Here is a 14,286-nt window from a genome sequence, read left to right as displayed (position 1 = left end):
CAAAACTTATTTACAAATAGCAAATTTATATCTTAATTAATTCACATATCAACAATAAAATTAATATAAATTAACAAAAAAAGGGAGAAATATTTCCCCCTTTTCGCTTATTATCTGACTACCGCATTATTGCCAAACAAATACTTTCGCTTCGTATGGTCCTAAATCAATTGAAATGCCGTCATCACCAGCTTCGACATCATAATTACCTGTCCACTCGTGCCATGTACCACTTTCAGGGAAATTAGGAATGTGATAGCCACCTAAGAAATTTTCTGAGAAATTGGCTACAACAACTATACGAGAACCTTCCCCATTCCAGCGACTATAAGCTAACACCTTTGCCTCTGGATTTTCGTGGATAAAGTCGATATTTTCAGTGTAGAGAGCGTGATTCTCTTTACGCAGGTGAATTAAGCCTTTATAGTAATCAAACAATCCCCGATTTAAGTCATTACCTAACAGTGTCCAATCGATTTTAGCTGACTCTTGAGTTTTAGGTTTGTACTCGCCAAATTCTTCACCCATCCAAATCAAAGGTACACCGACTGCTGTCATGAGAATAGCAGCTCCCAATTTAGCTCTTCTAAAAGCTTCTTCATCAAAAATCTGACGATTTCCTAACTCGACCAGAACATGATTGTGGTCGTGGTTGGTGAGATAATTCACTACATTCGTAGCACCCATAAAGCCTTGGCGCTTGCAGTCAATTACATCTTTCAGGCGCTCTAAATCAAATGTATCACCGCAGATATGTTCTAAAATACAGTGATAGAAACTATCATGCCAGCATCCATCCATCGGTCCATCGACATTGGTGATGGAAGTAGTTTCCGGAATATGTTCGGCAATATTGTAAAAAGGCTTCATGTTAGCAGTGTTTTTCGCTTCCTGAACAATCCAGTGCATGAAGTCGTAGTTAGCAATTTGCCGCGCAGCATCGTAACGAATACCATCTGTATGATATTCCTGAATCCAATAACGTACCGTATCACCGATAAATTTACGAGCCGGAAAAGTTTCTAAATTCTCGTCGTAGAGTTCATAATTCAACTCTGGTCCCCAATTATTATCAGGGTCGCGGGGTTCGTGATGATACCAATAATCGTGGTCGATTTGTGTTAATGGACTAGATGCTTCTGAGTGGTTATAAATACCATCCATAATGATACGAATGCCTCTACCATGACACTCGTCAATTAAACGTTTTAATCCGTCTGTAGTACCATAACTAGATTCTGTAGCAAAGAAGTGGCGAGGATTATATCCCCAGCTATAATCGCCAGGATATTCCTTGAGTGGCATCAATTCAATAGCATTGATTCCTAAGTCAGATAAATAATCTAATTTTTCTACAACATGCTTATACTTTCCTCGTGCGTAAGGGTCATCTTCACCACCAGAAAAGTCTGCAATGTGCATTTCATAAATAACTAATTCATGGTCAGCAGGTAAAGGTTTATCATCGTGTTTCCACACGTAAGTATCAACAATTCTTTCACCATCTTTAATCCGCACGACACCGTTATCTTTACCAGTTGTTTCATCAATATCAGTTGCGTAAGGATCGGTGACATCCACCCATTGATCTGGTTCAAAAAACCACGATTTTGACTGAACGCGGAATTTATATTGATAATCGCCGTCTTCTAATTCAACAGTTGTACGAAAATAACCATCATCGCCTTTTTCCATTGGAATTTCTTTCCAATCTGAAAAAGAACCAATTAACGCTGCTCCTTTATTATATGGGGCAAATAAGTTAAATTCAATTGGCTTTGCCATAGAAGTATTTGTACTTTGAAAGTGTAGTTGTTTGTATTGTCAGATTTTTTTTTGAATTAGCCAATAGCTCTAGCGAAATAATTAAGAAACTAATACCTCTATCTTCAGATATATTTTTTTAGGGAGACTTGATTTTTTTCTGGCGATCGCCTAGCTCTTCATTTAACAGGTTATAATGACTTGTCAATACTCCTTAGGTATAATTCGTAGTGAGCGGTTTACCGCTCATAATTCCGTTTATTTATACCCATCTACTTTATTACTCAGATTTGCTGTTATGTTGCATGTAACTTAACAACCAATTTGCCGCCGTCGCCCTACGAGTTTGTCGAGGTCCAAATTCCCCGATTTTATAACCTTTAAAACCTAATTGTTCTTTCAGCAATTGTTTATTTTCCGCAGGAATGGAACGAGTCAATTTGACTGTTGGGGGGCGATTTTCAATAAAATCTGGCGGTTCTGGGTACTCATCCCGCCATTCTGGTAACACTTTGCTAATGTCCCATTGTCCGGTTGTTTCGTCGTAGCGATAGCCTAAGTAATGCCATACCAATTTGTTAACTATGACATCATCAATTTCTTCATTAAGAATTGCCCAAATGGTTTCGGTATTGAGTGGAGGCAGGTTAGACATAAGGAAAACGAAAAATAGTTAGTTGTTAGGTAGAGACGTTCCACACCGAACGTCTGTACAAAAGTTAGTTGCTAGTTGAGGCTGGCGATAAAAAAGTAGATATTATGTTAATAAAGCAGGTAAACTGGATATCGTCAATAGTATGTTATCCAATGGAAAGTCTTACAGCATCGCCGCAAATCTGCGCCCACGTATTTATTACGGGAAGAGTTCAAGGAGTAGGTTATCGCTACGCTACTGTTGATACAGCCACCCAGTTGGGATTGCACGGCTGGGTGCGAAATCTCCCAGACAATCGCGTGGAAGCCGTCTTTGAGGGAGCGGAGAATGTTGTAGAAGAGATGATTCGCTGGTGTCATTCTGGACCACCTGCTGCTATGGTTCAAGATATAGTGGTTGAGTATGAAGAACCAAAAGGATTGCAGGGATTTGAAGTTAGGCGTTTTTCAATGTAAAAGTAAGAGTATTTGTATATTTAAACACTAAACTTTTTGCACAAATATTTTTTATCTCACTTTTAAGCATTGATATTTTTTTAAGTCAGAAATGAGCGCGATCGACAAAGTCGCTTATTTGCGGTAATTCATGAATTACCGCTACGGAATAATGTGCCTTACAATTCTTTTTGCGCTGATTATACCAATTTAAAAAAAGAATGCGACAGATACATACTCCCAAACCCTTGTTATGTCTGGCTTTCAAAATGTTTTAATTTTGAATGCGTGAATTTGGAATTGGTATTACTCGTCCATTTCTTTCAAAGTAGCTAATGCTGACGGAGATAAACGACTGAGATAGCGGAATATCCAATATTTAAATATCGTGTCTAAAATCACAGGAAATGTAGCGATAAATAGAAATATTGCGCTTCTATTTGCTGGTAAACCTAAATGTTCTGATAATCCTTCTAGAATAACTTCCCACCCATGTGGTGAGTGGAATCCCACAAATATATCTGTGAATAAAATAATTAAAAAAGCTTTAGCACTATCACTCAAACCATAAACAATTTCATCCATAAAAGACTTGACTATTACAATTTCCCTTTTACTTGTAGCGATGACTACGCCAAAAGCAATTAGTGATATCAAATCAGCAAAAACATTGCTAATGGCATTATTGCTTTTACCAATAAATTCTTCAGCTAGTTCAAGTGCTTTGTGTTTGACTTTTTCTTCTATTGCTTCGGAAGAAAGCAGCGGTGCTTCATGAATTAGATTGTTAAATCTCAGTTGTCGTTCAAAACTCTTTAATTCTTGGAGTGCTTCTTCTTCCATTTCCGAGTTCAGAAAAATCTCTGGTGTATTTTCGCCTCTAACGCGCTCTAATATCGGACTTATTATTAATTGTTTAGATAATATTTGCGTTAAAAGCGGTACAAGAACTAGCATTGCCAAAAATTTTACAGCCGTTCTTGTTCTCTTTCTAGAAACTCGGTAATCTTTAACAAATTGCTGCTCTGATTGCGGATTAAAATCACTTTTGATTTTATTAATTGTTCTGCCAATTGACCTAGGTATAAATCCGGTTTTTTTCATGACAGGTTGAACTTTTTTAGCTTCTTCAGGAGATGAATCTGGTTGGTTTTTCATTTTGTCATCCCTAATTTGTAGTGGTTCAATGGGAGCGATGGTGCTAGATGTTTGCGGATATGCTAGTCGATGTTGCGCGTGTACTGCTTCATCTTGGCTATACTTAGCTATCACCTCATCAATAAAATTTAGCTTCTCTAAAAAAAGGGGATTAGAGGTATTTGTAATAGAACGCGCCAAGCGAAATTCAGTTAACTTGGCTTTGATAATAGTTAAGTTTTTATTTAGATAAACTTGCCAGTAAGACATTACATTGTCAGTATAATTTCCTGACTCAGGAGATATTTTTTGGTTGCCAAAGTGTTCTAATTCGATGTTTTTAATTATCTGAGCCGCTTGATAAGCTTCTTCTAGCGCTCTTTCTGGTGTATTTACTAACCATTTATGACTGGAGTCCCAGGAATTTTTAACTTTTTCTCGGAGAAAATTTGTGTGTTTAGTGAAAAATGAAGACTTCATCGCAGACGTAATATTATCTGATATTTAGCTGTTGTTATTTATATTAATTCAAAATTGATAATGGCTAATGAGTAATTGATCCAAATCATTGCTCATTAGCCATTATGCATGAAATATTATAGACTATTCTAAGTGTACACCGATTAAAGGGTTAGGTACAGGGAAAGGGCGATTTTCAATAATTTTAAATTTACCTGTGTTAGCGTCGTAGGCAAAGACTTCTCCAGTCTCAATCTCATAAATCCAAGCGTGGAGAGTAAGTTTACCGCTGTGAAGTCTAGAGCGGATAACTGGGTAAGTCTCTAGATTTTCTATCTGCGTCAGGACATTCTGCTCAATTGTTATCTTTAAAAGTTTATCTCCGGAACAATGTTGATAGTTATCTAAGACGAGACGCCGGGTTGATTCCCCATGATGCTTCAGCCAATCGTAAACTAAAGGCATCTGTTGAGCAAGATTACCTACTTGCAATAATCCTTTCATCGCTCCGCAATGAGAATGACCGCAGATAACAATGTCTTTGATATTCAAAGTTTGAACGGCATATTCTATACCAGCGGCTTCGGCACTATTTGAGATTCCGTAAGCTGGTATGATATTACCGATATTACGGATAACAAATAATTCACCAGGTTGGCTTTGAGTGATTAAACACGGGTCAATCCGTGAGTCGGAACAAGTGATAAATAAAACTTCCGGACTTTGACCGTGAGATAAATGCTCAAACATCTCACGGTGCGTGATGAAATAATTATCATGAAAATCGTTCAGTCCAGCAATTATTCTTTTTAGTGGCACGGTTGAATTACCTCAATAAATATGTGTTAAGTCTAATCATTTATCAGATAGAATTATTTTTACTGATAAAAAATATCAACTTTTAAAGAAAGAGAACGCGGAAAAATAACCGCGTTCTACGTACAAAGCTTATCTAATGAGCAATCCACTTTGCATCAGAAACAATACACACACCGCCAAATTTCTTCAATACTGGTTCGATCGCTTTCACTAACTGATGTTCTTTTTCGGTACAAATACTCATGACATAGCCATTGGTGAGTGCTTGTGTTGCTAAATCATTGATGACTCTACCTCTGTCGCCCGTGCCTGTAACGTTTTCAATGATAGTATATCCAGAAACACCCGCTTTTTCGAGAATCTTCAGAACTCGAGGAAGTTCTAAGGAATTGGTAATTATTTCTATTTTCTTGACTAATTCCACTTCTTTAAACTCCCATAATTTTGATGATATTCATATACAAGGGAATCCCGACAATAATGTTGAAGGGAAAGGTTAGCGCTAAAGCCATAGAAACGTACAAACTTGGATTAGCTTCCGGAACTGTCATTCTCATCGCTGCTGGAACCGCTATATAAGAAGCACTTGCACAAAGAACGGCAAACAAAAGGGCATTTCCTTGAGAAATACCGATGATTTTGGCGATGATTATCCCGATAATTGCATTTGCTACAGGCATAAATACAGAAAATGCAATCAAAAAAGAACCTGTTTTACTCAAGTCTTTAATTCTTCTTGCCGCTACCATTCCCATATCTAATAAGAAGAATGATAATGTACCGTAAAAGATTCCTTGGGTAAATGGTTGCAACTTCTCCCATCCTTTTTGTCCTGTGAGAATGCCGATAAACACGCTACCAACTAAGAGAAATACAGAACCATTACAGAAAGCTTCTCGAAGAACTTCACTCCAAGAAAATTCAGAACTTTCTGATTCTTTTTCTTTGCTTTTACCAAAAATTCTTACTAAAACAATTCCAACGACAATTGCTGGAGATTCCATCAATGCTAAAGCAGCTACCATGTAACCATCTGAGTTGATGCTAACAAGTTTGAGAAAAGATTGAGCCGTGATAAATGTAACGGCACTAATTGAACCATAAGTTGCAGCAATAGCTGCTGCATTATATGCGTCAAGTTTGATTTTGAGGATAAAAAAGGAGTAGACAGGGACGATACAAGCCATGATTACAGCTGCTAAAAGTGTCAGCCCGATTTGGGGAGTAATTCCACTTTCCTCAAGTTCATATCCTCCCTTAAACCCAATAGCAAGTAAAAGATAAAGAGAAAACAACTTTGGCAACGGATGAGGAATTTCTAGATCGGATTTGATAAAAATTGCCAGCATTCCTAAAAAGAAAAAAAGCACTGGCGGATTCAATATATTCGACAATATCAGGCTCGAATTCATGTCTGATAACCCCGATGTCTGCAAAGAACAATGAAAAATTTATCAAAAACCCAAGCGATCGCTAACTATTTTGTAACAAATAGTTAACTTGACAAGTCAATATATGTGAATTATGTGAAGATAGTATGAAAATCATGTGTCAATGTTATGACACAAACCTTAAGCCTCTCGGTGGTAAAGTTGTTCGGTTCATAATGCCTGAACAAATTAGGCAAAAATTTAACTACTTATTGTAACTATTGTCAAGCAATAATAATTTATCCTCAGTTATGTATTAAATTAAAAAATAAGCGCCACTTTCCTGATATTTTAAGTATATTCCGAGAAAATGCAAGTAATTTTTTTACAAATGATCCAGCAAGCTTAGTGTTATTAACTCTTTTTTACTAAGTCGTATTTATGAAAATAAAAATATATAGTCAAGTTTTGACTGGGTTTACACGAGTCTTTGGTATAGCTGCGCTGACTAGTTTTGCCACAACTGCAATGAATCTACCTAGCTATGCTGAAGGTACAACTTTTTACTGCGGCAAAAGCAACAGCGTGCCTGCAACATTTGTTCGCACCCAAGATGGCAAGAATTTACCGATTATTCGCTGGATTACCACGTCTTTGGGCAGTAAAGAGTTGACACCTGTGCAACGCTGCCAACAGGTATCTCGGAGATTTCAAAGGAGTTATGACAACGGTACTCTACGATATATCAAAGCGGGTATCCTCAACGGACAGCCAGTCGTGTGCGCTGCTGTTGAAAAAAATGCTGCTTGCACAGATAGAACTTTGTTATTCACTCTCAAACGTGGCAGCGATCCCAACGCTACGGCACGCCAATTATTTGACCGGCGTGCGTTGGCAGCTGGAAACGCTACAAATCAACTTGGCGGGGACACGAGTAACGATCCGGTGAATATTGATGTGGAAGCGTACTTGTACTTCACATCATCTCAGTGATGGTAATGAAGAAATAACTCTAAAAATTAAATGAATTGGCGTAAATTTACACTGATTGCTTGTGCGGGCAGTTTATGTCTCACGTTGTCAACATGGGCAATAAATGTCAGTAGTAGTAAGTTTGCAAAACCGCAATTAGCGGTTACTCAACTATCGATAAAACAGTTGGAGAAGCAAGGGCAAGCTATTACCGTAAAGGTAATATCGCAAGATGTCTTAGGCTCAGGAATTTTACTAAAAAGGCAGGGCTACTTTTATACTGTGCTGACGAATGCTCATGTGTTGCGATCGCAGAACCCCCCGTATCGCATTCAGACAAACGATAATCGGATCTGGGTGGCTGATGTGCCTAAAACTATTCGCTTTGGGCAAAATGATTTGGCTTTATTGCAGTTTCGCAGCACTGGCATTATTTATAGTGTGGCGTCTTTTGGTTCTTCACCGACGGTGGGGGATGAAGTGTTTGCTGGTGGCTTTCCCTCTCAAGAAGAGGAAACTGGAAAAAAAGGCTTTGCATTAACTACTGGTAAAATATCGCTGAGGCTGCACAAAGCTTTGGAGGGGGGATATCAGTTTGGGTATACCAATGATATCGAAAAGGGCATGAGCGGCGGACCATTGTTAAATCGTCGAGGTGAAGTTGTGGGTGTGAATGGAATGCACGCATATCCGCTATGGGATGCACCTTCTGTGTTTGTTGATGGTTCGGAAGCTGACGCAGCTTTGCACAATAAGATTACTCACCTTAGTTGGGCTGTGCCAATAGAGACAGTTATTAAGTTGATTGGAGATTAAAGAAATGAATTTTTATTCTCGACTCGCACCAGCATTAATTGGGGTTTCAATTGCTTTTGTGCAAATGCAAGTGGCTGTAGCGCTATCACCAACTGAGGTGAATAAAATTGCTAAAGAAATCACGGTGCTGATTCAAAGTAAAAAGCCTAGATATGGTTCTGGAGTAATTATTAAGAAAGAAGGCAATATTTACACTGTGCTGACTGCGGGTCATGTGGTGGGTGTTGCAGATAATTATGAAATTGTTACTCCTGATAATCGGCGCTATGCTGTCAATTACAATACTATGAAAGTGCTGCCGGGAGTAGATTTAGCTGTGGTGCAGTTTAGCAGCAATCAAAATTATACTATGGCGAAGATGGGCAATTCTGACGTGAGTACAGAAGGGACAACGGCTTATGTAACTGGGTTTCCTGCACCAACATTCGCGATTAATCAATCAATTTACACTTTCAGCGATGGGCGGATTACTGCTAATGCTTCAAAAGCTCTGCGTGATGGCTATGCCTTGGTTTACAGCAATAATACGTCAGAGGGGATGAGTGGTGGTGCAGTATTAAACGAAAAAGGTGAACTAATCGGAGTTCACGGTAGAGCCGATTTGGATACTAAAGAAAGTAAAACAGGCTTTAATTTAGGCATTCCCATCAATACCTTTTTGAGACTGTCAGCAAAAGCTGGGGTCGATGTGGGAGTCCGTCCTCCTATGACTCAAGTAGCCACAGCACCCAAAGCTGACGATTTGTATATTCAGGGTGGCGATAAGTATAAAAAAGGAGACTTTAAAGGAGCGATCGCTGATTATACTGAAGCGATTCGCCTCAATCCCAAATTTGTAAGTGCCTACGTTAGCCGAGGTATTGCTCGTCGTAGTTTGCGAGATAATCAGGGGGCAATTGCCGATTATGAGCAAGCGATTCGCCTCAATCCTAAATATTCCCTAGCCTACGTTAACCGAGGTAATGCCCGCTCTTACTTGGGAGACAACCAAGGGGCGATCGCCGATTACAACCAAGCACTAGAAATTAATCCTAAATATGCCTTAGCCTACGTTAGCCGAGGTGTTGTCCGCCGTGATTTGGGAGACAACCGGGGAGCTTTAGCCGATTTTGACCAAGCACTAGAAATTAATCCCAAATTTGTCTATGCCTACGTTAGCCGGGGTGTTGTCCGCTCCTACTTGGGAGACCAGCAAGGAGCGATCGCTGATTACTTGGAAGTGATTCGCTTTAATCCTAAAGATGGTGATGATTACTTTAACCGAGGTCTTGCCCGTGCTGGGTTGGGAGACAAGCAGGGAGCTTTAGCCGATTATGACCAAGCAATTCGCCTCAATATCAAAGATTTCTTTATCTACATCAACCGGGGAAATATCCGCTTTGGCTTGGGAGACAAGCAGGGAGCTATAGCCGATTACGACCAAGCGATTCGCCTCAATCCTAAATATGCCGCAGGCTACCACAACCGAGCTTTTGTCCGCTTCGCTTTGGGAGACAAGCAGGCAGCCATAGCCGATTACAGTCAAGCGATTCGTTTCAATCCCAAATTTGCTTATGCTTACCATAATCGGGGAAATGCCCGCCTTGATTTAGGAGACAAGCAAGAAGGAATTAGGGACTTGCAGCTTGCTGCAAAGCTCTATTTACAAGAAGGAAAGACAAAGCAGTATCAACAATTACTCGACAGAATCACAAAGCTTCAGCAGTAGCTATTCATCACGGATGATATATTGTGTTTAATGGACTGTTGCGATCCACAAAACGCAGTAAGAAGTTTGTGTCTACAAGATATATCACAGCTAAAAATGTTCCTCGTAAATACCTTCACGACTGACTGCATAATTTGAAAGTGTTGGTATTGAGTTTACGTGTAATGCAAACTCATCTAACAATCTATCTATACTTTCTTCCAACTCAAGTTCATCTTCGCTGTTGTTGTTATTCAATTGAGTAGATGTTTGTTCCAGCAATGCTTCTACTGTTGGTGCGAAGGCGATACTCTAATAGCTGTCGAATGCTTTGGGCATCGCGACGTGCGATACTTTCCCGTAGTTTTTGTTTCAATTCCGGTGACAATTGCAGGGTAATAATCGTCATAGTTTGATAGTGCGGTTAAACCGTTTTTTCATTTTATATCCGGCAAATCATATATATTGTAGAGACGTTCCACCGGAACGTCTCTACTGAATTTCAAATGATTTAATCATCGTTTCTGCTGTTTCGATAAAGTCGTTGTAATTATCTATTGCTGCTGTGTAAGTAATTACATATGCCTTATCACCTTTTAAAGTAAAAAGTTGCATACTTTTTAATTTATTTTCTTCATCTTCGCCAGTGTAAATTAATTTATATGCTGATTTATTTGCCAGAGTTTTGTCACTTTGCTTTTGAATTTGAGCTTTTACCAAATGTCTTGTGATGTCTTTAGTAGATGTATCGCTAAAATCCTGTAATGTCCCGGAAAAATCTTCAACGCTGATAGTCAGTTTTTCTTGGAATTTGTCTGCATCACTTTGTTTGGGAGAGACAAATGCAACTACTTCGCTAGTGATAAGATTATCTATATCTCGTCTTTCCCAGCTTTGCGGATATTTGATTTTTATCCCTAAACTTGAATTTGCATAAGTTAAGAAATCTTCTGGTGGTTTAGAATCAAAAAATAAGTACCAATATCCAATACCGATCGCAAGTACTGCTGCGATCGCCAATCCTATCATAAATTTACCAGGCGATCGCTCTAGCTGAGTTGGCGTAGTTGAATTGACTGTTGTGCCCAAAGCTTGCAATGCATCCGTTGCTGAGTGGTAACGCTCACGAAAGTCATAGCGCACCATTTTATTGAGAATATCTGCTAACTGTTGAGTTACCTGTGCTTGATTTTGCCAAATAATTTCACCTTGAGAGTCTTTTGGCAATTTGCTTGGGAATATTCCTGTAAGTGCTTGGATAGCAATCATTCCCACTGCGTAGACATCGCTGCTGAATTGCGGGTTACAACTACGTTGTTCGCTCGGCATGTAACCAGGAGTACCAATCGCAACTGTAAAACTCGTTTGACCTTGAGAATTAACTACTTGGGTACTGATTTGTTTGACTGCACCAAAGTCAATCAAGACAATTTTACCATCTTGACGCCGCCGGATGTTTGATGGTTTGATATCTCGGTGAATGATTTCGTGCTGATGAACGAAAGCTAAAACTTCGAGAATATGTTGTAAAATTTCAATGGCATAAGCTTCGCTAAGTTGTTTGCCTTTAGGCAATTCTTCACTTAAATCGTGACCTTCGATAAACTCCTGAACCAAATAAAATTCCTGATTTTCCTCAAAGTGAGCTAAAAGACAGGGGATTTGGTCATGCTTTCCTAAAGTTTCCAGCATTTCTGCTTCTTGGTCAAAAAGCCGTCGTGCTTCTCCTAAAGTGTGCGGGTCGGTAGCTTTTGGTTTAAACTGCTTGACAACGCACTTAGGATTCCTCGGTCGTTGCATATCTTCAGCTACGAAAGTAACTCCAAATGCTCCTTGTCCCAAATGTTGAATAATTTGGTAGCGTCCACCAAGCTTTTGACCCAGCATTACAGTCACCATAAGTCCTGCAAGTTATCACCTTATTTAATGACGATTTTCGCACACAATTAAAGTTGCTAATATTTACGAAATATCAATATATTTACGCATGGTACCGAAATGGTGCTTATTATCAGTGTAATCGCTTATATTCCTATAAAAGTAAGATATACGCTTTTTTATGGCATTTAAGTTACTCAGTCCGACGTTGACTCATGTTGCAATTTGTGGTTTAGCAATGCTTGTGACTACCACAACAGCACAACCTCAGCCTAGTTATGCTAGCAACCGAAAGTTCTCTTGCGCTCAAAGCAAAGGTGTACCTGTAACATTTGCGCGTCGAGAAGATGGGAGAAACGTACCAATGATTCGCTGGGTTTCTTCTTTTTCTTCTTTGACACCTTTACAACGCTGTCGAGAGGTATCGCGGAGATTTCAGAGAAGTTATGACAATGGTACTTTGAAAACTATCATCACTGGGACGCTGAATAAACAATCTGTTGTGTGTGCTGTTGTGAGTACAAATGATGCTTGCACTAGCAGCACTGTGTTATTCACCCTGAAACCTGGTGCTAATGCCAGAGATGTTGTCAAAAGTCTGTTCGATCGCCGTGCTTTAGCTTCTGGAGAAATTCAAAATCAAAGTAACGATGATACTCAAATATATATTGATTTTGATACGTATTTGAATAATCTGCAACCTGAGCGGTGAAAAATCGTAGGGTGCATTAACGCAGTAACGCACCGCTATAATTAGGCACGTTTTGGTTAATGCGGTGCGTTACGGCAAAGCCTAACGCACCCTACAAGAGGTTTTATCAGAAGCTTTACGTAGGGTGCGTTAACGCAGTAACGCACCGCTATAATTAGGCACGTTTTGGTTAATGCGGTGCGTTAAACTACCCTTCGGGTTCCGCGTCAGCGGTACGTTATAACGCACCCTACAGAAAGTTTTATCAGAAATTGGGTAAATAAGATGAAGTATTATCACGCGCTTTCACCTGTGCTGATTGGTGTATCGATGGTGCTGGTACAATCTCAGGTAGCTGTGGGACTGCCTGCATCAGAGATAGAAAAGATTGGCAGAGAAATCACCGTGCAAATTGTTGACAGTCAAAATCCCAGCTTTGCGGGTTCGGGGATAATTATCAAGCATACTGGCAATGTTTACACTGTTTTAACTGCGCGTCATGTGGCAAAGGGGGGGAAAAAACAAATCATCACTTCTGATAAACAAAGTTATCAAATCAAGAATATCAAACCTCTGCCAAGTTTGGATTTAGCTGTTGGGGAATTTAATAGCAATCAAAAATACACAACGGCGAAAATCGGTAACTCTGATAAAGTGACAAATAATAGTGTAGTTTACGTTGCTGGGTTTCCGGCAAAGACGTCAGTAACTCCTAATGTTGATTTTAGAATCAAAGATGGCAAGGTAGATGCTAAAGGTTCCCAGCGTGATGGTTATGACCTCAGTTATGATAATCGCACGTCGGGGGGTATGAGTGGCGGGGCTATATTAAACGAGCAAGGGGAATTAATTGGAATTCACGGTAGAGCAATTACTCAAGCTTCAGAAGAGGATTCTGGGCAGCTTGTGATAAGTGGAGCTTTAGGAACTACTATTTATTCTAGTTTGCGGCAAATGTTGACGGTTGGGGTGGATGTGGGAGTGAAACCACCAAATGTAGTTGCAACGGCGCCGACAGCAGATGATTTTTATCTGAAAGCGTATGAAAAGTATAGTCACAAAGATTATAAAGGCGCTATACAAGATTGGACTGAAGCAATTCGCCTTAATCCTAACTTAGCCTATGCCTACTACAACCGGGGTGTTGTCCGCAGCGAATTGGGAGATAAGCAGGGGGCAATAGCTGATTACAATACTGCCATCAAGATTAATCCTAACTTAGCCTATGCCTACAACAACCGGGGTGTTACCCGTGCTGATTTGGGAGATAAGCAGGGGGCAATTGCTGATTACAATACTGCCATCAAGATTAATCCTAACTTAGCTAATGCCTACTACGGTCGGGGTGTTGTCCGCGACGAATTGGGAGATAAGCAGGGGGCAATTGCTGATTACAATTCTGCCATCAAGATTAATCCTAACTTAGCTAATGCCTACTACGGTCGGGGTGTTGTCCGCAAGGAGTTGGGAGATAAGCAGGGGGCAATTGCTGATTACAATACTGCCATCAAGATTAATCCTAACTTAGCTAATGCCTACTACGGTCGGGGTGTTGTCCGCAAGGAGTTGGGAGATAAGCAGGGGGCAATTGCTGATTACAATAC

14 protein-coding genes are annotated in these 14,286 nt (G+C 39.7%); 6 read left to right on the top strand and 8 right to left on the bottom strand.

Annotation, left to right across the window (positions count from 1 at the left end; genetic code table 11):
- Positions 1 to 126: 126 nt before the first annotated feature.
- A complete protein-coding gene (locus tag AABK37_RS20785; RefSeq protein ID WP_432553433.1) occupies positions 127 to 1,785 on the bottom strand; it encodes an alpha-amylase family glycosyl hydrolase in 1,659 nt (552 codons plus the stop codon).
- 259 nt (positions 1,786 to 2,044) lie between these two features.
- Positions 2,045 to 2,419 carry a DUF1823 family protein gene (locus tag AABK37_RS20780; protein ID WP_432553432.1) on the bottom strand — a complete coding sequence of 125 codons (375 nt, stop codon included), beginning with the start codon at positions 2,417 to 2,419 and terminating at the stop codon, positions 2,045 to 2,047.
- 152 nt (positions 2,420 to 2,571) lie between these two features.
- Between AABK37_RS20780 and AABK37_RS20775 the strand changes: the two genes are divergently transcribed.
- Positions 2,572 to 2,874 (top strand): acylphosphatase, encoded by a 303-nt coding sequence (locus tag AABK37_RS20775; protein WP_432553431.1) that lies wholly within the window; start codon positions 2,572 to 2,574, stop codon positions 2,872 to 2,874.
- Between the two features lie 285 nt (positions 2,875 to 3,159).
- Here the strand turns inward: AABK37_RS20775 and AABK37_RS20770 are convergent, their stop codons facing one another.
- The 4 genes from AABK37_RS20770 to AABK37_RS20755 all read right to left on the bottom strand — a co-directional run bounded on the left by AABK37_RS20770 (position 3,160) and on the right by AABK37_RS20755 (position 6,680).
- Positions 3,160 to 4,470, bottom strand: coding sequence for a proton extrusion protein PcxA (locus AABK37_RS20770; RefSeq protein ID WP_432553430.1), 1,311 nt, complete (start codon positions 4,468 to 4,470; stop codon positions 3,160 to 3,162).
- Positions 4,471 to 4,593: 123 nt separating this feature from the next.
- Entirely contained in the window at positions 4,594 to 5,268 is a 675-nt protein-coding gene (locus AABK37_RS20765; protein WP_432553429.1) for a carbonic anhydrase, read from the bottom strand.
- A gap of 133 nt (positions 5,269 to 5,401) precedes the next feature.
- Positions 5,402 to 5,692 carry a P-II family nitrogen regulator gene (locus AABK37_RS20760; protein ID WP_432553428.1) on the bottom strand — a complete coding sequence of 97 codons (291 nt, stop codon included), beginning with the start codon at positions 5,690 to 5,692 and terminating at the stop codon, positions 5,402 to 5,404.
- 4 nt (positions 5,693 to 5,696) lie between these two features.
- Complete coding sequence (locus AABK37_RS20755) at positions 5,697 to 6,680, bottom strand: sodium-dependent bicarbonate transport family permease (protein WP_432553427.1); 984 nt, start codon at positions 6,678 to 6,680, stop codon at positions 5,697 to 5,699.
- Between the two features lie 399 nt (positions 6,681 to 7,079).
- Between AABK37_RS20755 and AABK37_RS20750 the strand changes: the two genes are divergently transcribed.
- From AABK37_RS20750 to AABK37_RS20740, 3 genes are read left to right on the top strand one after another with little or no spacing between them, the layout of a single operon-like run.
- Positions 7,080 to 7,631, top strand: coding sequence for a COP23 domain-containing protein (locus AABK37_RS20750; protein ID WP_432553426.1), 552 nt, complete (start codon positions 7,080 to 7,082; stop codon positions 7,629 to 7,631).
- Positions 7,632 to 7,661: 30 nt separating this feature from the next.
- On the top strand, positions 7,662 to 8,426 hold the full coding sequence (locus AABK37_RS20745; RefSeq protein ID WP_432553425.1) for a S1 family peptidase: 765 nt from the start codon (positions 7,662 to 7,664) through the stop codon (positions 8,424 to 8,426).
- A gap of 4 nt (positions 8,427 to 8,430) precedes the next feature.
- Positions 8,431 to 10,134, top strand: coding sequence for a tetratricopeptide repeat protein (locus AABK37_RS20740; RefSeq protein ID WP_432553424.1), 1,704 nt, complete (start codon positions 8,431 to 8,433; stop codon positions 10,132 to 10,134).
- A 229-nt stretch (positions 10,135 to 10,363) separates the two neighbouring features.
- Here AABK37_RS20740 and AABK37_RS20735 read toward each other — a convergent pair whose 3' ends face one another.
- Together AABK37_RS20735 and AABK37_RS20730 are read right to left on the bottom strand one after the other, a co-directional pair.
- The gene (locus AABK37_RS20735; protein WP_432553423.1) at positions 10,364 to 10,522 is read right to left on the bottom strand and encodes a hypothetical protein; all 159 of its coding nucleotides are present in this window, start codon (positions 10,520 to 10,522) and stop codon (positions 10,364 to 10,366) included.
- A gap of 83 nt (positions 10,523 to 10,605) precedes the next feature.
- Entirely contained in the window at positions 10,606 to 12,000 is a 1,395-nt protein-coding gene (locus tag AABK37_RS20730; RefSeq protein ID WP_432553422.1) for a protein kinase domain-containing protein, read from the bottom strand.
- A 172-nt stretch (positions 12,001 to 12,172) separates the two neighbouring features.
- Between AABK37_RS20730 and AABK37_RS20725 the strand changes: the two genes are divergently transcribed.
- Complete coding sequence (locus AABK37_RS20725; RefSeq protein WP_432553421.1) at positions 12,173 to 12,703, top strand: COP23 domain-containing protein; 531 nt, start codon at positions 12,173 to 12,175, stop codon at positions 12,701 to 12,703.
- Between the two features lie 264 nt (positions 12,704 to 12,967).
- The coding region (locus tag AABK37_RS20720; RefSeq protein ID WP_432553420.1) for a tetratricopeptide repeat-containing S1 family peptidase at positions 12,968 to 14,286 on the top strand (1,319 nt) is incomplete at its 3' end.

Source organism: Tolypothrix sp. VBCCA 56010, from assembly GCF_050875635.1.
Taxonomy (GTDB): domain Bacteria; phylum Cyanobacteriota; class Cyanobacteriia; order Cyanobacteriales; family Nostocaceae; genus Hassallia.
Note: the sequence above shows the minus strand (reverse complement) of the source record. Positions and strands in the feature narration are given on the sequence as shown.